Source organism: uncultured Agrococcus sp., assembly GCF_945915485.1.
Taxonomy (GTDB): Bacteria; Actinomycetota; Actinomycetes; order Actinomycetales; family Microbacteriaceae; genus Agrococcus.
On the sequence record NZ_CAMEFJ010000001.1, the window covers coordinates 29,378 to 52,635 of the forward strand.

General features: G+C 63.4%; 23 protein-coding genes. 16 read left to right on the forward strand and 7 right to left on the reverse strand.

Features of this window, described 5'->3' with window-relative positions:
* Nucleotides 1-249: a preprotein translocase subunit SecG gene (gene secG, locus Q0O95_RS00115; protein ID WP_293694147.1), complete on the forward strand. Its 249-nt coding sequence runs from the start codon at nt 1-3 to the stop codon at nt 247-249.
* On the forward strand, nt 249-605 hold the full coding sequence (locus Q0O95_RS00120) for an RNA polymerase-binding protein RbpA (RefSeq protein WP_293694150.1): 357 nt from the start codon (nt 249-251) through the stop codon (nt 603-605). Before secG ends, Q0O95_RS00120 begins: the two co-directional genes overlap by 1 nt.
* A gap of 52 nt (nt 606-657) precedes the next feature.
* Here the strand turns inward: Q0O95_RS00120 and pgl are convergent, their stop codons facing one another.
* Genes pgl through tkt form a run of 5 tightly spaced genes read right to left on the reverse strand, consistent with a single transcriptional unit; the run spans nt 658 to nt 7,074 of the window.
* A complete protein-coding gene (gene pgl / locus Q0O95_RS00125) occupies nt 658-1,380 on the reverse strand; it encodes a 6-phosphogluconolactonase (protein ID WP_293694153.1) in 723 nt (240 codons plus the stop codon).
* A 2-nt stretch (nt 1,381-1,382) separates the two neighbouring features.
* Nucleotides 1,383-2,333 (reverse strand): glucose-6-phosphate dehydrogenase assembly protein OpcA, encoded by a 951-nt coding sequence (locus tag Q0O95_RS00130; RefSeq protein ID WP_293694156.1) that lies wholly within the window; start codon nt 2,331-2,333, stop codon nt 1,383-1,385.
* Nucleotides 2,330-3,871 carry a glucose-6-phosphate dehydrogenase gene (zwf, locus tag Q0O95_RS00135; RefSeq protein WP_293694158.1) on the reverse strand — a complete coding sequence of 514 codons (1,542 nt, stop codon included), beginning with the start codon at nt 3,869-3,871 and terminating at the stop codon, nt 2,330-2,332. The genes Q0O95_RS00130 and zwf overlap by 4 nt, the downstream gene beginning before the upstream one ends.
* Entirely contained in the window at nt 3,872-4,981 is a 1,110-nt protein-coding gene (gene tal / locus Q0O95_RS00140; protein WP_293694160.1) for a transaldolase, read from the reverse strand.
* Between the two features lie 2 nt (nt 4,982-4,983).
* Nucleotides 4,984-7,074: a transketolase gene (gene tkt / locus Q0O95_RS00145; protein WP_293694162.1), complete on the reverse strand. Its 2,091-nt coding sequence runs from the start codon at nt 7,072-7,074 to the stop codon at nt 4,984-4,986.
* A 112-nt stretch (nt 7,075-7,186) separates the two neighbouring features.
* Between tkt and Q0O95_RS00150 the strand changes: the two genes are divergently transcribed.
* A complete protein-coding gene (locus tag Q0O95_RS00150; protein ID WP_293694164.1) occupies nt 7,187-8,110 on the forward strand; it encodes a heme o synthase in 924 nt (307 codons plus the stop codon).
* A gap of 82 nt (nt 8,111-8,192) precedes the next feature.
* Here Q0O95_RS00150 and Q0O95_RS00155 read toward each other — a convergent pair whose 3' ends face one another.
* Entirely contained in the window at nt 8,193-9,143 is a 951-nt protein-coding gene (locus Q0O95_RS00155; RefSeq protein ID WP_293694165.1) for a Ppx/GppA phosphatase family protein, read from the reverse strand.
* Nucleotides 9,140-10,297 (reverse strand): COX15/CtaA family protein, encoded by a 1,158-nt coding sequence (locus tag Q0O95_RS00160; protein WP_293694167.1) that lies wholly within the window; start codon nt 10,295-10,297, stop codon nt 9,140-9,142. Before Q0O95_RS00160 ends, Q0O95_RS00155 begins: the two co-directional genes overlap by 4 nt.
* A gap of 180 nt (nt 10,298-10,477) precedes the next feature.
* Here Q0O95_RS00160 and sufB point away from each other — a divergent pair, with 180 nt between their 5' ends.
* From sufB to Q0O95_RS00225, 13 genes are all read left to right on the forward strand, one after another.
* Nucleotides 10,478-11,896: a Fe-S cluster assembly protein SufB gene (sufB, locus tag Q0O95_RS00165; protein ID WP_293694168.1), complete on the forward strand. Its 1,419-nt coding sequence runs from the start codon at nt 10,478-10,480 to the stop codon at nt 11,894-11,896.
* Entirely contained in the window at nt 11,897-13,081 is a 1,185-nt protein-coding gene (sufD, locus tag Q0O95_RS00170) for a Fe-S cluster assembly protein SufD (RefSeq protein WP_293694170.1), read from the forward strand.
* Nucleotides 13,078-13,431, forward strand: a complete 354-nt coding sequence (locus tag Q0O95_RS00175; protein WP_293694172.1) for a non-heme iron oxygenase ferredoxin subunit — start codon at nt 13,078-13,080, stop codon at nt 13,429-13,431. Before sufD ends, Q0O95_RS00175 begins: the two co-directional genes overlap by 4 nt.
* Complete coding sequence (gene sufC / locus Q0O95_RS00180) at nt 13,431-14,189, forward strand: Fe-S cluster assembly ATPase SufC (protein WP_293694174.1); 759 nt, start codon at nt 13,431-13,433, stop codon at nt 14,187-14,189. Before Q0O95_RS00175 ends, sufC begins: the two co-directional genes overlap by 1 nt.
* Nucleotides 14,189-14,521: a metal-sulfur cluster assembly factor gene (locus Q0O95_RS00185; protein WP_293694176.1), complete on the forward strand. Its 333-nt coding sequence runs from the start codon at nt 14,189-14,191 to the stop codon at nt 14,519-14,521. Before sufC ends, Q0O95_RS00185 begins: the two co-directional genes overlap by 1 nt.
* A gap of 418 nt (nt 14,522-14,939) precedes the next feature.
* Entirely contained in the window at nt 14,940-15,203 is a 264-nt protein-coding gene (locus tag Q0O95_RS00190; protein WP_293694178.1) for a hypothetical protein, read from the forward strand.
* Between the two features lie 78 nt (nt 15,204-15,281).
* On the forward strand, nt 15,282-16,001 hold the full coding sequence (gene pnuC, locus Q0O95_RS00195; RefSeq protein ID WP_293694180.1) for a nicotinamide riboside transporter PnuC: 720 nt from the start codon (nt 15,282-15,284) through the stop codon (nt 15,999-16,001).
* A gap of 59 nt (nt 16,002-16,060) precedes the next feature.
* On the forward strand, nt 16,061-17,221 hold the full coding sequence (locus tag Q0O95_RS00200) for an ROK family transcriptional regulator (protein ID WP_293694181.1): 1,161 nt from the start codon (nt 16,061-16,063) through the stop codon (nt 17,219-17,221).
* 156 nt (nt 17,222-17,377) lie between these two features.
* The gene (locus Q0O95_RS00205; RefSeq protein ID WP_293694183.1) at nt 17,378-18,442 is read left to right on the forward strand and encodes a substrate-binding domain-containing protein; all 1,065 of its coding nucleotides are present in this window, start codon (nt 17,378-17,380) and stop codon (nt 18,440-18,442) included.
* Between the two features lie 9 nt (nt 18,443-18,451).
* Nucleotides 18,452-19,987, forward strand: a complete 1,536-nt coding sequence (locus Q0O95_RS00210) for a sugar ABC transporter ATP-binding protein (RefSeq protein ID WP_293694184.1) — start codon at nt 18,452-18,454, stop codon at nt 19,985-19,987.
* Nucleotides 19,984-20,973 carry an ABC transporter permease gene (locus tag Q0O95_RS00215; protein ID WP_293694186.1) on the forward strand — a complete coding sequence of 330 codons (990 nt, stop codon included), beginning with the start codon at nt 19,984-19,986 and terminating at the stop codon, nt 20,971-20,973. The genes Q0O95_RS00210 and Q0O95_RS00215 overlap by 4 nt, the downstream gene beginning before the upstream one ends.
* Nucleotides 20,970-21,926: an ABC transporter permease gene (locus tag Q0O95_RS00220; protein ID WP_293694187.1), complete on the forward strand. Its 957-nt coding sequence runs from the start codon at nt 20,970-20,972 to the stop codon at nt 21,924-21,926. The genes Q0O95_RS00215 and Q0O95_RS00220 overlap by 4 nt, the downstream gene beginning before the upstream one ends.
* A 17-nt stretch (nt 21,927-21,943) precedes the next feature.
* Entirely contained in the window at nt 21,944-23,194 is a 1,251-nt protein-coding gene (locus Q0O95_RS00225; RefSeq protein ID WP_293694188.1) for a Gfo/Idh/MocA family oxidoreductase, read from the forward strand.
* Nucleotides 23,195-23,258: the final 64 nt, after the last annotated feature.

A 23,258-nucleotide genomic window follows, 5' to 3' on the forward strand; every position in this document is an offset into this window, starting at 1 on the left:
GTGGAAATTCTCCAGGTCATCATGCAGGTCGTGCTCGGCATCACCTCGGTGTCGTTGACGCTGCTCATCCTGCTCCACAAGGGTCGCGGCGGTGGCCTCTCTGACATGTTCGGTGGCGGTATGACTTCCGCACTCGGAGCATCCGGTGTCGCACAGCGAAACCTCAACCGTTACACGGTGTACGTGGCGTTGCTCTGGGCAGGCTCTATCGTCGCTCTCGGTTTGATCACCAAGTTCGGAGGAAACTAATGGCTTCTGGCGGCAGTGCAATTCGTGGTTCGCGCGTTGGCGCGGGCCCCATGGGTGAACAGGATCGCGGTTACCACGCGGAACGACGCGCGATTTCCTACTGGGACGCACTCGGCAACGAGATCGTCCGCTACTTCGCTGCCGATCTTCCGGAAGAGGAGATCCCGGAGACGGTCGACTCGCCAACGACGGGTTTGCCCGCTGGTCGCGATAAAACCAGCCCGCCCCAAGTGCAGAAGGCAGAACCCTACAAGACGCACCTCGCATACGTGAAGGAGCGTAGGACTCCAGAGGAAGCAGAGCAGCTGCTGGACGAAGCGCTGCAGAAGCTCCGCGCTCGCCGTGGGCAAAGCTGAGCTGAGGCTCCTAAGAGGTTAGGTTAATAGAGCCTTGCGGCGCGACCTCAAATCAACCCTCGATAAGAGACGCTGCTGACGCATCCGCGAACAGCAGCGTCTCTTTCGTTCCGACAGCGCCCGTCACGGGAGCCGCGACGGGATCGAACTCGCCCAACGCGGCTCGCACCGCTTGCGCTTTGTCTTCTCCGGCCACGACGAGCCAGATCCGTTCGGACGCGTTGAGCGCGGCGAACGTGAGAGAGAGCCGTTCAGGGGGCGGCTTGGGGGAGTTCCCGACAGCGATGACACCGCGTTCGCGCATCTGCGTGCCGGTGTGCTTCGGGAACAGCGACGCGACGTGCGCGTCAGGGCCCACGCCCAGGAATGTCAGCGCGAACGGCTCCGCCTCCGCGAGTTCGTTCGATGCTGCGACAGCGGCCTCACCGAGGCTCAGGCCTGCATCGCTCGCGGGAAGCTCGTGGACGAGCTGCGGCGGAATCGATAGCGCATCGAGCAGTGCCTCTCGTGCCTGCCGCTCATTTCTGTCTGCGCTGTCGGCCGGCACGAATCGATCGTCACCCCACCACCAGTGGACGCGCGAGAAGTCGATTCCGCCCAGGTCTTCGCGCTCCGCCATCGCCGACAGCACACCGACGCCGACCGAGCCTCCCGTAAGACACACGTCCACGCGCTCACGCTGCAAGGTCAGCTCCTGCAGCAGCGCAACCGCACGAGCTGCTACGTGTGCAATGAGTTCGTCCTTCGTTGGGAATCGCTCGAGTGCCGGGGTCATGGTTATTGCTCCTCTTCTTCCAGTAGCGCGAAACTCGCAAGCACTTCGCGGTACATCTCATCTGCGTCCAGCCTACGAAGTTCCTCCGACAGCTGGTCCCGGAGACCGCGGCGGGACAGTGCAACGCGATGATCGGGTTGCCCTGTTTGACGCATGAGGCCGGTTCCGTGTTCGATCCTGGTCAACGAATTCTCTTCTTCGCCTCGTTGGAGCACGATGCTCGAGAGTCCGCTCGACCCGATCGGCATGCCCGCCTCGGGGGACCGTAGCCGCACGGGCACATGCAATCGGCAGCGGAGCCAAGCGCTCATGAGGTGAACGCTCGGATTATCCAGGCTGCCGCAGACCGTGACTGCCGAAACGGGCGTGTAAGGAGGCTGGTCGAGCATCGCCGCAAGGTGCGCTCGCCAGTTCGTGAGTCGCGTCCAGCTCAAGTCGGTGTCGCCGGGGGCATACCCGTCCGCCAACGCGCGCAACGCCTCACGCGGCTCCTCCTGCGCACCCGTGTCGGTTATCCTCCGGTGCGCGATCGAGCCCAGTTGCGATTCCGACGGCCGCGTCGGCATGAACGTCGGCCACCACGCCACGATCGGCGCATCCGGCAGCAGAAGGCCCTGGACGACGCCGATAAGCCTTGATCCGACCTCACCTCGGCACTGCAGCAGCACGACCTCACTCGCACCGGCGTCGCCGCCGACACGGATCTCGGCATCGAGTCGGGGGTCTTCCTCCGCGCGGACATCATCGGTATTCCTGCTGATCACGATGACACGCATGGGGTGCTCGCGACTCGCGTCGTTGGCAGCCTCTATCGCGTCCTCTTCCGCCCCGGTCTGCGTGTGAATCAGCAGCGTGAGCACCCTGCCGAGGGCGACGACGCCGCCCTCTTCCCGGATCTCGTCGAGCGTCCGGATGACGGCGCTCGTGTTCGTGTCTTCGAGATGCTTGATCACGGACGCCTCCATGTTCGACCATCCCTGGCCAGCATGTCGTCAGCACTCTGCGGCCCCCAGGAACCAGGTTCATACTGCTCGACCGGTGCCTCCTGTTCTTCCCAGTACTGCTCGACGGGATCGAGGATGCGCCACGAGAGCTCCACCTCGCGATGCCGCGGGAAGAGGGGAGGGTCACCGAGCAGAACGTCGAGAATCAGTCGTTCGTATGCCTCCGGCGACTCTTCTGTGAAGGCGTGCCCGTATCCGAAGTCCATCGTGACGTCGCGGACGAACATTCCCGTTCCGGGTACCTTCGAGCCGAACCTGATCGAAATGCCCTCGTTGGGCTGCACGCGGATAACGAGCGCGTTCTCGCCCATTGTGCTCGTCTTCGAAGGATCGAAAAGATACTGCGATGCCCGTTTGAACACGATCGCGATTTCGGTGACGCGACGGCCGAGTCGTTTGCCGGTCCTGAGGTAGAAGGGAACTCCCGCCCACCTGCGGTTATCGACGAACAGTGTAATCGCGGCGAACGTTTCGGTTCTGGACGCCGGGTCCATGCCGTCTTCCTCGAGGAAGCCGCGGACGTGTTTCGCTCCCTGCCAACCGCCGGCGTACTGGCCGCGCGCGACACCGGAGGCGAGATCCTCCGGCAGTCGCGTCGCCTGCAGCACCTTCTCCTTCTCGTTCCGTAGATCGGCGGCATCGAAAGAAACCGGCTCCTCCATCGCCGTCAGCGCGAAGAGCTGCAGCAGGTGGTTCTGGATGACGTCCCGTGCCGCGCCGACACCGTCGTAATAGCCGGCCCTGCCGCTCACACCGATGTCCTCGGCCATCGTGATCTGCACGTGGTCGATGAAATTGGCGTTCCAGATCGGCTCCCAGAGCGTATTCGCGAAGCGCATCGCGAGGATGTTCTGCACGGTCTCTTTACCGAGGTAGTGGTCGATCCGGAAGACACTGTCCGGCGGGAACACGCTCTCGACCGTCTCGTTCAATTCGCGAGCCGATTGCAGGTCATGTCCGAACGGCTTCTCGATGACGACCCTGCGCCACTCGTTGTCCTCCGGCGCCGCGAGCCCCGAGCGCTTCAACTGCTGCGTGACCATCTGGAATGAGTTCGGCGGAATCGAGAGATAGAACGCGTGGTTGCCCATCGTTCCGCGCTCCCGGTCGAGAGTGCGAACGGTCTCCGCGAGCCTGTCGAACGCGTCATCGTCATCGAAATCGCCCTGCACGAAGCGGATTCCCTGACGCAGGTGCTCCCACACGGCCTCCCTGAACGGGGTGCGCGCATACAGCTTGACGTTCTCGAGGACGACATCGGCGAACTCTTCGCTCGTCCAGGCGCGGCGTCCGAACCCCGTGAGCGCGAATCCCGGCGGCAGCAGGCCCCTGTTGGCGAGGTCGTACACGGCGGGTAACAGCTTCTTCCGTGCGAGGTCACCCGTGACGCCGAAAATGATGAGCCCGTTCGGCCCTGGGATACGTGTGAGGCGCGCATCCCGAGACGAGCGAAGCGGATTCTGCCCCGGCCCGATGGGAGCGTTCATCTACCCGTTTTCCGACTCGAGCTGGCCCCGAACCGTGTCTACGAGTTCGTTCCAGGAGACCTCGAACTTCTCGACGCCCTCTCGCTCGAGCAATTCCGTCACCTCAATGTACGACACGCCGACACCCTCGACCGCGTCGAGCACGGCGTCGGCCTCCGTGAAGCCGCCGCTGATAGTGTCACCTCGCACCTCCGCGTGATCCGCGGTTGCTTCGAGCGTGTTCTCCGGCATCGTGTTGACGACTTCATCGGCAACGAGCTCGGTCACGTACATCGTGTCGGGGTAGGCGGGATCTTTGACACCCGTGGACGCCCACAGCGGCCGCTGCCTGTTGGCTCCCGCTGCCAGGAGAGTGAGCGCGCGTTCGGAGGCGAATTCCTCCCGATAGACACGATAGGCGAGCCTCGCGTTGGCGATACCGGCCTTGCCCTTCAGCGCGGCGGCCTCCTCCGTACCGATCTCCGTGAGGCGTTTGTCGATCTCGCTGTCGACGCGCGAGACGAAGAAGGATGCAACCGAGTGGATCTTCGAAAGATCGATGCCCGCTTCCCGTGCCCGTTCGAGACCGGTGAGGTAGGCGTTGATGACCTCGCGGTATCTCGTCAGCGAGAAGATCAGCGTCACATTGACGCTGATGCCCGCCGCGATCGTGTCGGCTATTGCGAGCAGCCCCTCATCGGTAGCGGGTATCTTGATCAGCACGTTCTCGCGGCCGACGCGTTCGTGCAGACGTTTCGCCTCGGCGACGGTGCCCTCGTGATCGTTGGCAAGCAGCGGGCTCACCTCGATGGAAACACGACCGTTGAAGCCGCTGGTGCTCTTGTAGAGACCGTTGAACAGGTCGCAGGCGGAGGCGACGTCGGCCGTGGTGAGCGCCTCGATCGTCTCATCGACGCTCGCATTCCGTTCCCGTAACGATGCGACGTCCGCTGCGTAGCGCTCACCCTTCGAGAGCGCGGCTGCGAAGATCGTCGGGTTCGTCGTCACTCCGACAACGTTCCTGCTGCCGATGAGGTCCTGCAGGTTGCCGGTCTCCAGCCGGTCACGTGAGAGATCGTCGAGCCAGATGCTCACGCCGGCCGTGCTCAGTGCTGCTGTTCTGTCGTTCATAGTCAAACCTCCTGCGCTGCTGCGATCGATTCGCGTGCTGCACGAACTACTGCGTCGGTTGTTATGTCGAAGCGCTCGTAGAGCGTTTCATAATCGGCACTCGCACCGAAGTGATCGATGCCGACGGAGCGGCCGGCGTCGCCGACGATACCGCGCCAATAGGCGGTCACGCCCGCCTCGACCGAGACTCTGGCACGAACCGTTGATGGCAGCACCGAATCCCGGTAGGCCTCTTCCTGCTCTTCGAACCATTCGATGCAGGGGGCCGATACGACACGCGCCGCTACGCCATCGGCCATGAGTCGGTCCCTCGCCTCGACAGCGAGCTGCACCTCGGAGCCGGTTGCGATCAGGATGACGTCCGGCGTGCCGCTGTCGGCATCCGCGAGGACGTAGGCGCCCCTTGCAACGTTGTCGGCGGAAGCGAATGCTCCTTCTCCGCGCTCGAATACCGGGACACCCTGACGCGTCAGTGCGATTCCGACGGGGGAGTCGCGACGCTCGAGGATCGAGAGCCAGGCCCACGCGGTTTCTGCGGCATCCGCCGGACGCACGACATCGAACCCCGGGATGAGCCGCAGCGACGCCAGTTGCTCAACCGGCTGGTGCGTCGGTCCGTCCTCTCCGAGACCTATCGAGTCATGCGTCCACACGTGGATGGGGTGCACGCCCATGAGCGCAGCGAGTCGCAGCGCCGGCCGCTGGTAGTCGCTGAAGATCAGGAACGTTCCTCCGTATGCCCGGGTCGGCCCGTGCAGCACGATCCCGTTGAGGATGCTCGCCATCGCGTGCTCACGGATTCCGAAGTGCATCGTGCGTCCGCTGTACGAGGGGTTCGGCCACGCTGCAGTGGCCAGATGTTCGGGTGCGAACGAGCCGTACTCGTTCAGCGTCGTGTTGTTCGACCCGGCGAGGTCCGCCGAGCCTCCCCAGAGTTCGGGAAGCAGCGGCGCGAGCGCGTTCAGAACTTTGCCGCTCGCTGCTCGCGTTGCAACCGAGCTACCGGATTCGAATTCGGGCAGCGCATCCGCGAGCCCTGCCGGGAGCTCGCCGGCCTGCAGCCTGTCCAGGAGCGCTTTACGCTCCGGGTTCGCAGCGGCCCAGGAGTCGAACGAGCGCTGCCACGCTGCACGTGCCTCCGCGGCTCTTGCGGCCGCATTCTCGCGCGTGTATTCGATGACCTCTGCATCGACTGCGAAGTGCTGCTCGGGATCCGCACCCAGCGTGGTCTTGAGGGCCGCGAGCTCCTCACCGCCCAGCTTGGAGCCGTGAATGCCTCCCGTGTTCTGCTTCTTCGGCGACGGCCATCCGATGATGGTGTCGAGCACGATGAAACTGGGCCTATCTGTCTCCCGCTGCGCGGCGCGAATAGCCTCGTGGAGCGCTTCGACGTCCTCGACGTAACCGGACTCCTGACGCCACCGCACGCGCTGCACATGCCAGCCGTACGACTCGTATCTGGCAGCTGTGTCCTCCGTGAAGGCGATGCGAGTGTCGTCCTCGATCGAGATCTCGTTCGCATCGTAGATCACCACGAGATTGCCGAGTGCCTGCGTACCGGCGAGCGAGGAGGCTTCACTCGTGACGCCCTCCTGTACATCACCGTCGGAAGCGATGACGTACGTGAAATGATCGAAAGGGTCGTCCGCCCCGCCGCCGGGGTTGAACAGCTGCGATTCGTAACGCTGCGCGTATGCGAAACCGACTGCTGAAGCGAGCCCCTGACCGAGCGGTCCGGTCGTGATCTCGACGCCGGCCGCGTGGCCGTATTCGGGGTGCCCTGCCGTCTTCGAACCCCACGTGCGCAGTGCCTTGAGGTCATCGAGCTCCATATCGCAGCCCTCGAAGTAGTGCTGCACGTACTGCGTGAGGGATGTGTGGCCGGGGGAGAGGATGAAACGGTCGCGGCCGATCCAGTGCGGATCGGCCGGATCACGACGCATGATCTTCTGGAACAGCAGGTGCGCCACGGGCGCCAGGCTCATCGCGGTCCCCGGATGTCCGCTGCCCACCTTCTCAACGGCATCCGCCGCGAGAATCCGCGCGGTGTCAACCGCACGCCTGTCGAGATCCGTCCACGTGAACGCTGCCATCCGGCACTCCTAACGACGTTTCGTTCTGCGCGGCGGGGCCGCGTCACTGCGTACCACTCTAGTGCCGCATCGCGGGTAGGATGGGTGTAGCTCGCGCCGATCGGAAGGGTCCATGTCCACAGCGTCCTCACTCACTCAGTCGCGCACGCGCATCTCTCCGCGAGAGAAGTTCGGCGCGTACGTGGCGCTCACGAAACCCAGAGTGATCGAACTTCTGCTCGTGACTGCGCTGCCGACCATGGTGCTAGCGGCAGGCGGACTGCCACCTCTCAGCGCGGTTGTGGCGACGCTCGTCGGCGGCTTCATGAGTGCCGGCAGCGCGAACGCGTTCAACATGATCATCGATCGCGACATCGATCGGGTCATGGAACGCACGAAGCGCCGCCCGCTCGTCACGGGTACGCTGAGCGTCGTCGAAGCGCACGTTTTCGCCTGGGCACTCGCCGTCGCTTCCACCCTGGTCCTCGGCTTCATGGCGAACTGGGTCGCAGCATCCTTCTCCGTTGCGGCGATCTTCTTCTACGTCGTGATCTACAGCCTCGTGCTGAAACGGCGAACGGAACAGAACATCGTGTGGGGCGGAATCGCCGGATGCTTCCCCGTCGTCATCGGCTGGAGTGCAGTGACGGGAAGTGTCGACTGGCCCGCCTGGATCCTGTTCCTGCTCGTCTTCCTCTGGACCCCTGCGCACTACTGGCCGCTCTCGATGAAATACCGCGCCGACTACACCGCGGCCAACGTACCGATGCTCGCGGTCGTGCGGGGCAAGCGCGTCGTCGGGTTGCAGGTCATTCTCTATGCGTGGGCCAGCTTCGCGAGCACCATGCTGCTCATCCCTGTCGCAGGGATGGGGCTGCTGTACTCCGCCATCGCGGTCGTGGCCGGCGCATGGTTCGTTGCCGAATCACACATGCTCTACAACCGGGCACTCCGGGAACACGCAGAGATCAAGGCCATGCGGGTGTTCCACGCGTCGAACCTGTACTTGACGCTGATCTTCGTCTCGGTCGGTATCGACCCGCTGCTGCCCTTCTGAACCGGACAACTTCTCGGTCCCTGGGCGCCGACACGCCGTAAATCAGCCTTCCCGTCGCCAGGCGACCGAGAAGTTGGCGGGATCAGCCGAGAATCGGGCGACCGCGCTTGTCAACCAACAGGTCGAGGTTCGTCAATATGCGCCCTTCGCGCAGTGCCCACGGCGAGACGTCGAGCTCACGCACCTTGAAGGCTCGCATGGCCTCCAGCAGAACAACAGCCCCGCCGACGATCTGAAACGTTCTGTCCTCGGTTATGCCGGGAAGCTGGTGTCTGCTCACGGCATCCATCTTCCCGATTCGCGGAGTCCAGTCCTCGAGCTGTTCACGGTAGAGCACGACGCGATCGCTGCCGCCCACCCCGGGTTGCATATTGCCGGCCAGCCGGGCGAGCGACCTGATCGTCTTCGATGAACCCACGACGTGATCGGGTTTACCGACCTCGCGGAGCTCATCGACAACGCCTTCGATGATCTCGCGCGCGTGCTTCCTGAGACGCTTGATCTCCTTGCCCCTGGGTGGGTCGGAGGAGAAAAAGTGATTGGTGACGCGCCCTGCACCCAGCGGGAGCGAGAGCGCCCTATCGGGAAACTCGTCGGCTCCCGATGCAAGCTCAAGCGAGCCACCGCCGATATCGAAAAGCATGAGCCGCCCTGCGCTCCAGCCGAACCAGCGGCGCACGGCCAGGAAGGTCAGTTTTGCTTCGTCTTCCCCCGCCAGGATGTCGAGCTTGACACCGGTCTCCCTCTCGATGCGGGCAACGACCTCGTCGCCGTTCGCGGCTTCCCTGATCGCGCTCGTCGCCATGACGAAGAAGTCGTCCAGGCTTTCGGGGTCCGCGATGTCGACGCAATCGTTGACGGCACGAATCAGGGCATCCTGCCCCTCGACCGTGATCGCGTCGTTCTCGACGTAGCGCATGATCCTCAGCACGATCTTGTGCGAGCGTTCCGGGTTCGGACGCCCTCCCGCTCGGGCATCGACGATGAGCAGGTGCACCGTGTTGGACCCTATGTCGAGAACGCCGAGTTTCATGCCGTCTCCACGCTCATAGCGGGGCTGTTCGTTGCTGCGGCGGCAATCTTGAGTCTCATCGCAACGACCGTATAGGCCGCGGCAGAGAGAGCGGCGAGTACCATGTGGATGCCGACGAGCAAAGGGGGTAGACCGTCGCGAGCCTGCCATACCCCGACGACGATCTGCACAACGATTGCGACAGCTAGAACGAGCAGCCACTTCAGCGGAGGAAGCCGAAGTGACCAGGCTGCGATCACTAGCGCGACGACGAGTACCGCGAGGAGGTAGCCCGGCCAGGCATGGACGTGCGACATGAACGTCGCGTCGAAGCCGTCGCGAATAACGTTCGCATCGCCAGAGTGCGGGCCCGATGCGGTCGTGAGAACCCCGAAGGAGATCGTCGCGGCCAGGAAGAACCCGGTGATGTGCGTGAGCCCCGCGAACCAGCCGGGAACCGCCCTGGTGCGCCGGCGCGGTACTGCACGGAATCGCACGAGGTACGCCGCGGTCACACACACGAGCAGCAGCGACGACGTGTAGTGGAACCCCACGATCCACGGGTTAAGACCCGTCAAGACGGTGATCCCGCCGACCAGGGCCTGCGCGATCACTCCGCTGAAGACCACCCACGCCAGCACAACGAGATCACGTCGTCCCGGTGCAGTTCGAGTGGTGCTGATGGCCGCCCACACGACTCCTGCGAGCAGGACAGCGTTGGCCGCAACCCACGTGAACTCCTCGGCGGGGGTGAAAGAAACCACGACATAGACCGACGTAGCGGCAAGAACGGAACCGAGCGCGAACCAGCCGGTCGTGATCAGCTCGCGTCTTGCGTGTATGTGCCGCCACGTGAGCAGCAGCACCGCAAGCGCGGCGATACCAACCACCCCCGTCATGAGGCGGTTGCCGAACTCGATGACCCCGTGAATTCCTTGTTCCGGTAGTGGCACGAGCGACTCCGGCGTACACATCGGCCAGTCCGAGCATCCCAGTCCAGAGCCGGTCAGCCGAACAGCGCCGCCGGTTCCAATGATCGTGACCTCAGCGACGAAGGACACCCAGGCGAAGACGAAGAGGCTGATGCGCCGTTGGGTCAGGACGGTCAACCGTTTGCCGAACAACGTGAGAGCGGCAACAATCCGGGTGGTTCGCGAGTGGCGAACGTCTTGCACAATAAACCCTCTTCCTAGTCTGCACTTCTGGCCGGTTGACGCTAGGCTGGACAGAGTGCGATCTCCACTGATGAGCGCATAACGCAGCGCTGCCGGGTCGATATCTGTAACCAGTATCCAACGAATTAGTCGTCGGCGCGATTCGACGAGGCCCGAAGATCGCAAGATGAGAGGGGAACCATGAGCGACGTCATCCTTGACCGCCCTGAACTGGAAGGGCTGGGCCAGTACGAGTTCGGCTGGCACGATTCCGACGAGGCAGGCGCGAAAGCCCAGCGGGGCCTCAGCAACGAGGTTGTTGAGAACATCTCCAGCCTGAAGAACGAACCTGAATGGATGTTGCAGACGCGCCTCAAGGCGCTCAAGCACTTCGACAGGAAGCCGATGCCCACGTGGGGCGCAGACCTGTCGGAGATCGACTTCGACAACATCAAGTACTTCGTCCGTTCGACGGAGAAGCAGGCGACGAGCTGGGAAGACCTGCCAGAGGACATCAAGAACACGTACGACCGCCTCGGACTTCCGGAAGCCGAACGTCAGCGCCTCGTCGCCGGCGTCGCCGCGCAGTACGAGTCGGAGGTCGTCTTCCACTCGATCCGCGAGGACCTCGAGCAGCAGGGTGTCATCTTCCTCGACACCGACACCGCTCTCAAGGAGCATCCTGAGTTCTTCGAAGAGTACTTCGGCACGGTCATTCCGGCAGCTGACAACAAGTTCGCGGCACTCAACACGGCCGTGTGGTCCGGTGGCTCGTTCGTGTACATTCCCAAGGGCGTGCACGTCGAGATTCCGCTGCAGGCATACTTCCGTATCAACACGGAGAACATGGGTCAGTTCGAAAGAACCCTGATCATCGCGGACGAGGGCTCGTACGTCCACTACATCGAGGGCTGCACGGCGCCGATCTATAAGTCCGACTCGCTGCACTCTGCCGTTGTCGAGATCATCGCCAAGAAGAACGCTCGAGTCCGCTACACGACCATCCAGAACTGGTCGAACAACGTCTACAACTTGGTGACGAAGCGAGCTATCGCACACGAGGGCGCGACCATGGAGTGGGTCGACGGCAACATCGGCTCGAAGGTCACCATGAAGTATCCTTCGATCTTCCTCACGGGCGAGCGCGCCAAGGGAGAAACGCTTTCCGTCGCCTTCGCGGGCCCCGGTCAGCACCAGGATGCGGGCGCCAAGATGGTCCACATGGCTCCTCACACGACGTCGTCGATCACCTCGAAGTCGATCGCCCGTGGAGGGGGTCGTGCCGGCTACCGCGGAGAGATCCGGGTGGATGCCAACGCGCATCACGCCGCAAACTCGGTCATCTGCGACGCGCTGCTGGTCGACACACAATCGCGCTCGGACACCTATCCGGCCATCGACATCCGTGTCGATGACGTCGTGCTGGGTCACGAAGCGACGGTCTCGAAGGTCTCGGAAGAGCAACTCTTCTACCTCATGAGTCGCGGGATGAGCGAAACAGAGGCCATGGCCATGATCGTGCGCGGCTTCATCGAGCCCATCGCACGCGAGCTGCCGATGGAATATGCCCTTGAACTCAACACACTCATCCAGATGAACATGGAAGGATCGGTCGGTTAAATGACAACGGCTGAGAAGTTCGTCCCCATTCAGACGCGGTCCGAGCGCCCGACCTCGTTCGATCCGAACGACTACGAGCGCCCCACCGGCCGCGAGGTCAACTGGAAGCACACCGACCTGCGCCGGCTGGCTCCTCTCCTGGTCGATGAAGAGACCGAGAACGTAGGACGCGACGGCATCGAGTACGACGTAGCGTCTCTCGAAGCCGGCGGCTACCTCGTCGAGTCGGCCGGGCACGACGCTGCCCCCAGGGGAGAGCTGTTCCTCCCGGAAGACCTGCCGAGCGCTATCGCCTGGAAGCGGTGCGCGAACGCACTTCACGTGCAGATCCCCGCGGGCGTTGCGGTCGATGAGCCGCTCATCGCCCGCCTCAAGGGCCTGGGGGCGGACATCCACGCGAACGCGCACATCATCATCGAGGCGCTTCCGGGATCGCAGGCCACCGTCGTGCTGCACCACACGGGATCTGTCGCCTACGCGCAGAATGTCGAGATCATCGTCAGGGAGAATGCCCGGCTGAATGTCGTTACGGTGCAGGACTGGCAGGACGACACCGTGCACGCCTCCGCACACCAGGCTCGCGTCGACGACGGAGCGTACCTGAAGCACATCGTCGTTTCCTTCGGCGGTGGGGTCGTACGCGTGAACCCATCGGTGCGCCTGCACGGCGAGGGCAGCGAAACCGAAATGTACGGTGTTTCGTTCGCGGACGCGGGCCAGCACATGGAGAACCAGGTCTACATGTTCCACGAGGGTGAGAACACCGTCGGCAACGTGCTCTACAAGGATGCTCTCCAGGGTGAAGGAGCGCGTTCGGTCTGGATCGGCGATGTACTGATCGGCGCAGACGCAGTCGGCACCGACAGCTACGAGAAGAACCAGAACCTCGTGCTCACCGACGGCACGCGCACCGATTCGATTCCGAACCTCGAAATCAAGAACGGCAACATCGAAGGGGCGGGACACGCATCCGCGACGAGCCGCTTCGACGACGAGCACATGTTCTATCTGCAGAGCCGTGGTATATCCGGAGAAGAGGCGCGTCGCCTCGTCGTCATCGGATTCCTGATGGAAATCGTTCAGAAGATCGGCATCGAATCGATCGAATCGCGAATCGCCGAACTCATCGAAGAAGAGCTGGCCGCAGGCGCGGAACTCGCTCCCGCTTCGAAGGCGGGGGCATGACCGCAGTCCGCGTTGCCTCCGTTGACGAGATCAGCCTGACGGATCCCTTGAAGGTCGAGGTCGGTGGAATCCCCGTCGCCCTCGTCCGCGACTCCGCAGGCGAAATCCATGCGCTCGGCGACACGTGCACGCACGGAGAGATCTCGCTTTCAGAGGGATTCATAGAGGGCGACACCCTCGAGTGCTGGGCCCACGGCTCACGCTTCAACATGTTCAATGGCAAGCCCGAGAACCTGCCGGCTTACGAACCGGTTCCGGTGTTTCCTGTCACGATCGACGGCGACAGTGTGCTGATCGACGTGGGGAACCCGATTGATGTGAGCGGCAACGCCGCTGGAAAGGATGACTGATGAGCGTTCTGGAGATTAAGGACCTCAAGGTTTCTATCGAGACCGACGCAGGCCCCAAGCAGATCCTGAAGGGCGTTGATCTTACGATCAACTCCGATCAGATCCACGCGATCATGGGGCCGAACGGCTCCGGGAAGTCGACGCTGGCCTACGCCATCGCCGGGCACCCGCGCTACAACGTCGATAGTGGATCCATAACCCTCGATGGCGAAGACGTCCTGGAAATGGAAGTGGACGAGCGCGCGCAGGCCGGACTTTTCCTGGCCATGCAGTACCCCGTCGAAATCCCCGGTGTCACGGTGTCGAACTTCCTCCGCACGGCGAAGACCGCTCTCACGGGCGAGGCACCGAAGATCCGCGAGTGGGTCGGCGACGTTCGCGAGGCCATGGACTCACTGCGCATGGATTCCTCGTTCCAGGAGCGCAACGTCAACGAAGGATTCTCCGGCGGTGAGAAGAAGCGTCACGAGATCCTCCAGATGGAGCTGCTCAGGCCTCGTTTCGCGGTTCTCGACGAAACCGACTCCGGTCTCGACATCGATGCCCTTCGCGTCGTGTCCGAAGGAGTCAACCGCGTCAAGCAAGCAAACAAGATGGGTGTCTTGCTGATTACGCACTACACGCGTATCCTGCGGTACATCCAGCCCGACTTCGTGCACGTGTTCGTGGACGGTCGCATCGCAGAAGAAGGCGGTCGCGAGCTCGCGGATCGACTCGAGGAAGAGGGCTACGACCGCTACCTGAATGCGAGTGTGTAATGGCTCTGAAGGAACTCGACGACACGAAGTTCGACGAGTGCACTGAAGCCCTGAAGAACGTTGTTGACCCCGAACTCGACGTCAACATCGTTGATCTGGGTCTGATCTACGACCTGGCTTGGGACGACGAAGAGGATGCCCTCATCGTTTCCATGACCCTGACGAGCGCTGGTTGCCCTCTCACGGATGTCATCGAAGCCGAGATTGCCGAGAAGCTCGATGACGTCGTTGAGCGCTTCCGCATCAACTGGGTGTGGATGCCGCCGTGGGGACCCGAGCGGATCACGGAAGACGGCCGTGAGATGATGAGGGCGCTGGGCTTTTCGATCTGACCGCAGGTCAGATCGACGAATCGCCAATGGCGATTCGGCCGAGCGCCGTCGCGAGCCCTAGGCGAGCGAGTTGGGGTTCTCACCCAAGCTCTTCTCCAGTTCAAGGCAGGACTCAGGCAAAGCGGTCCACCGGATCGTTCGCCCTAAAGCCGTCGCGAGCCCTAGGCGAGCGATTTGGGCTTCTCGCTGAGCGCCGTCGCGACCACAAGGGAGCGATCTCGGCTTCTCAGCCAAAGTAGTCGTTCACTGCGGACCGCATCCCGGTCGACTTCCGGGCGCTTCGCGCCTGCAAGCCGCAGCCAGCCGACCCGAACGCGGTCCTCCGTTCACTCGCAGCGCTTGCGCGTCACCAGCCAACGTGCTGGACAAGCACACCGTGTTTCCCGGGCTCGAATCCACATTGGGATAGCATCGCGATATGGCGACGGAGCGGAGGAGGAAACTCAGCGGGTTCGAGCGGTGCGCCATCGTTGGCGGCATCGTAGTAACGGTCGGCCTGACGGTGTCGGCGCACATCCTGATGACGTTCAGCTTCACGGAACCGCCCCTCAACGCGAGCGGCGATGCCGGGGCCGCTGCGATGATCTTCCTGGCCGGGCCGCCAACGATCGGTGTTGGGCTGCTCATTGTTCTTGCAGGATTGATGGGCACCTTCGTAACGCGGCGATCAAGCAAAGCCTAAGTGCCCTACGCAGCGGGCGCCTGCTCCCGGCATCGCCGCTCAACCGTTGCCGCCTTCACACCGTAGGCTCGTGTCATCATGGAATCGCTGATCGACGGACTCATCGCCCTGTACTCCTCGACAGTTCCCGTCGGCGGTGGCCAGGAGCTGCTGCTGCGCGAGGTCGTCGGGAATGCATTCGGTCTCGCCAGCGCTCTCGGTGGGATGCTTCGTCGTGTGTGGGCGTGGCCAGTGGGCATTGTCGGCAATCTGCTGCTGCTGACCGTCTTCTTGGGCACCCTGCTCGACCCTGCGCAGTCCCTGCCGACCCTGTTGGGTCAAGCGGGTCGGCAGGTCATGTTCATCGCAGTTGCCGTGTACGGGTGGCGCCGTTGGCGCCGAGCCCGTTCGGCTGACGGCAAAGTTGTTCCGCAGTGGGCTAGCGGTCGGCAGCGCATCGGGCTCGTCGTCGGGCTCGTCGTCGGCACCGTCGCGCTCACTCCTCTTTTCCGCGCCCTCGGATCATTCGAACCTGTGTGGGCGGATGCTTGGACATTCGTCGGCTCGCTGCTTGCGACCTACGGGATGGCCAAGGGCTGGACGGAGTTCTGGCTCATCTGGGTCGCCGTCGATATCGTCGGAGTCCCGTTGCTGCTTAGTGCCGGCTACTGGGCGACGGGATTCATGTACATCTTCTACGGCGTCTTCACTGCATGGGGCTTCGTCGTCTGGATTCGAGCGCGTCGCAAACCGACGGTCGAAACCCTGCTGCCCGATCCGCGGCCAGGAAGCGAAACAGAAGAAGATTCCGCTCAATAGAAGTCTGCCGATACGGAGCACCGGCGTCGAATTCGCTGAGGTGATGCCAGTATTGGGACATGAGCAGTCAGCCGGCGAGTGGTCCAAGCGGTCGTAATCGCGCGACACTCCTGGCCGCCCTGCGAGCAGCGGGGGAGTCTACGAGGGCCGATCTAGCGGAATCCACCGGTCTCAGCGTCGCGACGATCTCTCGCGCAGCGAACGCGCTCATCGCCGCCGGTCTGATCGTGCAGGAAAGCGAAGCGGGCCCGGGGCGGGGTCGACCCTTGGGGAGATTGCGCATCGACAAGCACGCAGCGTGCGTGCTCGCCGTTGACGTAGCCGACCGGCACACGACGCTCGCGTTCGTTGATCTCGACGGAACCGTGATGTCTTCCGACCGCCTTGACACGCCACCGACCGATCCCCGGGAACGACTGCAGCACACGCTCGAGGCGATTGTCGCCCACTGCGATTCCGACGCTCCGACACGGGGTCCGATCGCTGTCGGTGTTTCCGTTCCGGGGCCGGTTCGCGCGGACGGCAGCATCCCGTTGGCGCCGGCTCTGCAATGGCAGGATGTTCCTCTACGGCAGCTGCTGGAGGGCAGGCTGAACGTTCCCGTCGCTGTCGGCAACGACGCGAATCTGATTGCGGTAGCCGAGTCGAGATTCGGGGACTACCGTGACGTCGCCAGCCTCTTCGCACTCGCCGTTTTCGAGGGAGTCGGATCAGGCGTTGTCGAGGGTGGCACCCTCGTCGAGGGGAGCAGGGGGTTCGCGGGGCAGTTCGGTCGCATGTTCGTCAGCTTCGACTCGCAGGAGCGTCTCCTTGACGAATTCGGAGATCTGGAGTCGCAACTCGGTTCGAAGGGGCTCGCTCGACGCGCAGCCGATGCAGGCGTTCAGCTGCCGTCCGACCGGGAAGTATTCGAAGCACTGTTCGCACAGATACGGGACGATTCACCCGCAGGCGCTCTTGGACGAAAAGTGCTCGATGAGTTCGCCGTCGCACTCGCCAACGTATGCGCACTGTTGGATCCGGAGGCGATCGTGCTCGCCGGACGCTTCGCCCCGTTGACCGATGTCGTGGCACCGGAACTCGAACGCCGTCTCCGCGGTCGTGTTCTGCACATCCCACGCCTCGTGCCGACATCGACGGGCGTCGACGCAGCGCTGCTGGGAGCCGCAGCGATCGCGCTCGACGCATTCGGGTCCCTGGAACAACTGCTCCGCGACTGACCGCTCGCGCCGGGCTATTCCGCGGCGTTTCACCCGCGCGACGAACGGTCACGATTTCATTACGCCTCTGGCGAGAGCACGATGACTGTGTACACTGGCATTACATTTTCTCGCAGTTTGCACAAAAGTGGGAACTCGGATGCAAGGAGGCATCGCATGCGCAAGCGCAAACTCGGTTTCACGGCCCTGGCAGCAACGTCTGCCCTCGTTCTGGCCGGATGCTCGACCGTTTCGAACGATGGCGACGGAGGAGGCGGCGATGAGGCAGGTCCGTTCACGATCGGCGTCAGCAACGGCTTCGTCGGCTCCGAATACCGAACTCAGATGATCGAGGACATAGAAGAGGCGGCGACCGGCTACCAAGATGAAGGCGCTCTGAACGATCTCGTATTGGAGAATGCCGACACCGATGTGAACGGGCAGATCCAGCAGGTCCGCAATCTCATCAACGCCGGCGTCGATGCGATCATCGTCGACCCCAACTCCGGGTCAGCACTCGACCAGGTGTTCCGCGAGGCCACCGACCAGGGCATCCTCGTCTTCGCGATCGATCAGGCGGTCACAGAGGAGACGGTCATCAACGTCGGCATAGATCAGGCGCTCTGGGCCGAAACGAGCGCCCTCTGGCTGGCCGATGAGGTCGGCGAAGGCGGCAGTATCGTCGCGGTCAACGGCGCCTCCGGGCACCCCGCCAACGAATTGCGCTGGGAAGCAGCGCAAGGGGTCTTCGACGATGCCGGCATTGAAGTGCTTACGACGGCAGACGGCGGCTGGGACCAAGCGACAGGGCAGCAGCAGATGGCGAATCTGCTCGCAACCTACCCGGACATCGACGGCGTCTGGACCCAGGACGGAATGGCCCTCGGAGTTCTGCAGGCCGTCATCGCGGCCGATCGGGAGGACGACATCATCGTTTCCGGCGAAGCCAGGAACGGCTTCCTCAGGCTCTGGAGCGAGCAGGACGACGACTTCGAGTCGATCGGTGTCGTGAACCCTCCCGGAACAGGAGCGACGGCACTCCACATCGCAATGGAGATGCTCCAGGGCGGTGAGCTGGACGAATCACAGCTGCACGACGGTCACAACATCGTGCTCGAGCTGGAAGAAGCGATCACGTCCGACAACTTCGACGATGTATGGGCGGAGGTCCAGGATCAGCCGGACACCTACGTGCTGGACTCGATTCTTTCCGCTGACGACGTACAACGGTTCTTCCAGTAGGAACGCACCGTGAACGAATCCTCTCCGCTCGTGCGGCTGCGAGACGTGCACAAGCGCTACGGCGGTGTGCGCGCGCTGCAAGGCGCGACTCTCTCAGCCGTCGGCGGCGAGGTTCACGGGCTGCTGGGGCCGAACGGTTCGGGCAAGTCGACGCTCGGCAAAGTGCTCGCCGGCTCCGTGAGACCCGATCGTGCAGACATCGCAATCGCCGGTTCGGCCGTGCAGATCGGGTCACCGCGCGCAGCTGCGAAGCTCGGTGTCTCGGCGGTGTACCAGCAGCTGAGTCTCGTTGAGGAACTGAGCGTGTCGCACAACCTGGTGCTCGGCCAGGAGCCCGGTCGCGTGGGATTCCTCTCGGATCGCGCAGCCAAGGCGAAAGCCCGACCGATATTGGAGCGGCTGGGGCCCGCACTCGGCGATGTTCAGGCCGATCAGCCAGTTCGTGATCTCACTCCAGGGCAGCAGCAACTCGTCGAGATCGGAAAGGCCCTCCTGCGGGAGCCCCGCATCCTTATCCTCGACGAGGCGACCGCGTCTCTGCACCGAGACCAGGTGCAGGTGGTGTTCGATGTCGTACGCGAGTTGAAAGAGGATGGGGTCTGCGTTCTCTTCGTATCGCACAGGCTCGACGAAATCATGGAACTCTGTGACCGTGCGACGATCCTCCGCTCGGGCGAGACCGTTGCGGAAACAGTCATAGATACGGTTTCCCCCGAAGAGATCGTCCGCCTCATGGTCGGTGATGTCCAGACTGTTGAGCGTGAGCAAGAAGAACCCGCGGAGGGCCCCGTTCGCCTAGCCGTTCGCGAACTTTCCGGGAAGGGACTCTCGGACGTTGCGTTCGAAGCGCGCGCAGGTGAGATCGTCGGGCTCGGCGGCCTCCAGGGGCAGGGGCAATCAGAGTTGCTGTCCGCGCTGTTCGGCGCGACCGCGAACTCGGGCTCGGTCAGCGTCGACGGCAGGCCGGTGCGGCTGGCATCCCCGCGATCGGCGGCAGCACGAGGAATCGCTCTGGTTCCCGGTGACAGGGGGAGCCAGGGGACACTGCCCGCTCGGCCCATCCTCGAGAACCTCACCGTCGCAAGCATGCGAAAGCGGGCCTCATTCGGCTTTCTCCGCGCCGCACGCGAGCGTGCCGCTTCGCAGCGGATGGTCGATGAGCTCTCCATCAAGGTCGGGGGCCTCGCCGAGCCGGTTTCCAGCCTTTCCGGCGGCAACGCGCAGAAGGTGGTCTTCGGCAAATGGCTGCTCAACGAACCTGACGTCATCTTGCTCGATGACCCGACAAAAGGTGTCGATATCGGCGCTAAATCGGAGATCTACCGGATCATCCGCGGGCTCGCTCGTGCCGGCACGACCGTCATCATCAACTCCAGCGAAGACCGGGAACTCGTGACGCTCTGCGACAGAGTCCTGGTGATGTTCGAAGGCGACATCCGTGCGGAGATCCGCGGCAGCGAGATAACGGAGGAGCGACTCGTCCAAGCGGCCCTGAGAATCGGTGAGGGCACCCATGGAGAAACGACTGCGGAGAGCGCGACGTGACCGCGACGGACAAGGCACGTGAGATAGAAGAGCGCACTGCGTTCTTCGATCGTGTCAAAGGTATACGCGTCGCATCCTGGGCGACGGGGTTGCTCTTAGCGGCAGCCGCTGTCGTAGCGGCCGTCCTGCAACCGAACCTGCTCACGCCCTACGGTGTCTCATCGACGTTCGCGACCTTTCTGCCGCTCGTGCTCGTAGCCGTCGCGCAGTCCTTCGTCGTGATCGGCGGTGGTCTCGACCTCTCTGCCGGTGCGATCGTCGCGCTCTCGAGCGTGGTTGCGGTCCAGGCGATGCGCGGCGAGGAGGGCACGGCCCTCATCGGCTTCCTCGCCGCTGTCGGGACGGGATTCGCCTGCGGAGCCGTCAACGGGCTGATCGTGAGCCGATTGCGTCTGCAACCGCTCATAGCGACGTTCGCTACTGCGTCCGTGTTCTCCGGGCTGGCGCTCTTCGTGCTGCCGACTCCCGGTGGCACCGTACCCGCGGCAATGACCGAGACGTTCCGTCAGGCGATTGCCGGAGTGCCGGTCTCCCTGCTGCTCGTAGTGGCCGTGGCAATCGGATGGTTAGCGCTTCGTAAGCTCCGGGTCTTCCGCTACATCCGCGCCTCCGGCGGAAACCCTGCGGCGGCGTATGCCTCGCTCGTGCCGGTCGCGGGTGCCAGATTCGCCTCCTACGCGATTTGCGGTGCGGTATGCGGGCTGGCAGCCGTTGCCGTCCTCGGGAACTCGGGTTCGGGGGATCCGTTCATCGGCGGCGATCTCGCTCTCAACTCGATCGCGGCGGTCGTCATCGGCGGCATCGCCCTCCGCGGAGGTATCGGTTCGCCCATCGGTGCGATTGCGGGAGCGATTACGCTCTCGCTGGCATCCACCATTCTGTTCTCGGTAGGGCTGCCGACCTCATGGCGCGCACTCGCTACCGGACTGGTCGTCATCCTCGCGCTGTCGCTCAGCGCCCTCGGAGCACCGAGGAGGCAGCGATGAACAACCTCAGAAGGGTCGTACGCGACCCGCTCGTGATCGCAGCGCTTATCGCCATCGCCCTTGTCGTCGCCGGCGGCATCGTCAGCCCCGGTTTCGCGTCACCCGATCAGATCGTGAACATGCTGCGAGTGGCCTCATTCCTCGGGCTCATCGCGATCGGTCAGACACTCGTTGTCCTCTCAGGGGGCGAAGGCATCGATCTTTCTGTCGGAACAGTAGCGACCCTCGGCGCGATCCTCGCCAGCAGGACCATGGCCGGCGACAACGCCATGCTGATTCCCGGTGTTCTGCTCGCGCTCGTCGTCGCCGCTGCGATCGGCGTAACGAACGGTCTGGGGATCGTCTTCCTGAAGATTCCACCGTTCGTCATGACGCTGGGGATGCTCGGAGTCGTCAGCGGGCTCATTCTTGTCGTCACGGGTGGCGTCGCCGACGGCCGTGCAGCACCGGCCCTCGTCCACCTCGTCAACGGTCGGCTGTTCTTCGGCATTCCCGGCATTCTCATCGTCTGGGCCGCACTCGCGGTGCTCGTGACGCTGCTGTTGCGACGCACGACTTTCGGGAGGCAGCTCTACGCGACAGGAGCGGGAAGAGAGGCTGCGCGGCTCTCCGGTGTCCCCGTCAACCGAGTCTTGATCACGACGTACACGCTCAGCTCGGTATTCGCAGCGCTCGGCGGGATCGCCATGGTCGGCTACTCGCAGCAGGTCTTCCTGAATCTCGCCAACGACCTCACGCTGCCATCCATCGCGGCCGTCATCATCGGCGGAACACTCGTCGCCGGCGGTGTCGGCGGCTACCTCGGCAGTGCGATTGGCGCGATCGTACTCACCGTGCTCACGAGTCTTCTCACGACGCTCAGCATGCCCGAGTGGGCACGCATCGTAGTCCAGGGGGCAGTGCTCATCGCGTTGCTCGCGGTCTACGGAAGACAGCGACGGCTGCGAAGCTAACGAAAGGAAATCTAGTCATGGCTCAACGTTCAGTCCTCGGCATCGGGATCGTGGGCGCCGGCTTCATCGGTGAATTCCACGTACGTTCCCTCCTCGGAGTGCGCGACGGTGACGTTGTCGGGGTCGCTTCACGGACCTCCCAGAGTGCCGAACGCCTCGCCTCGCTTGCAGAATCCATAGGGGTCGGCTCCGGGGTCAGTGCGCACGACGATGTGCGTGCGCTGGTGCGTGACGAGCGTGTTGATGCGGTGTGGGTGCTGACTCCGAATCATACGCGGCTCGACGTGGTTCGTGCCATCGTCGAAGAGGTGCGAGCCGGGGCACGGCTCACCGGTATAGCGATCGAGAAGCCGCTCGGGCGTACGGTTGACGAGGCGAGAGAGATTCTCGACCTGGTCGAGTCCGCCGGGCTCTTGCACGCGTATCTCGAGAATCAGGTCTACTCGCCTTCGATTACGAGGGCGCATGAAGTCGTCTGGCGGCGTGGCGCATCCAGCTCTGGAACGCCGTACCTCGCAAGGTGCGCGGAAGAGCACTCTGGTCCCCATAAGGCCTGGTTCTGGGACGGTGAGAAGCAGGGCGGTGGCGTCCTGAGTGACATGATGTGCCACTCCGTGGAGGCCGGGCGGTTTCTGCTCACGCCGCCGGGGATCGACCCGAGCGACTGGCTGCGCCCGGTGTCGGTCACAGCGAGTATTCAATCGCTGAAGTGGGGGAGACCCGCGTACGCGCAGAAGCTCCAAGAGCTCTATCCAGGAGCCCCCGATTACCGGGAGCGCCCAAGCGAAGATTACGCGAGAGCTGCCTGGGAGTTCGTCAACGGGGATGGCGAAACAGTCATCGCCGAGGGCACGACGTCATGGAGCTATGTCGGCACCGGGCTCAGACTCTCATTCGAGTTGCTCGGGCCGGAGTACTCTATGCAGTCCGACACGCTGAGCACCGAGTCGAGGGTCTTCCTCTCGCGTGAACTCGGCCAGCAGGAGGGCGAGGACATGCTCGAGAAGCAGAATGCCGAGCAGGGGCTCATGCCCATCGTCTCCGACGAAGCCGTCTCCTACGGGTACACGGGCGAGAACCGACACGTCACGAGCTGCTTCCTGCGCGGCGAACAGCCGCTGGAGTCGCTTCGCAACGGCCTAGCGGTCGCGGAGTTGCTCATGGCCGCTTACAAGTCGGCGCAGACGGGCGAGACGGTCAGGTGGCCGGTGGATGTCGCGGGATTCGTTCCGGATGTCGCCCAGGGCACGTGGAACCCGCGCGCATGACACGCAGCCCCTAGAGTGGGAAACGTCTAAGAGGTTAAGTCAATAGGGCGATGAAGCGGGGATG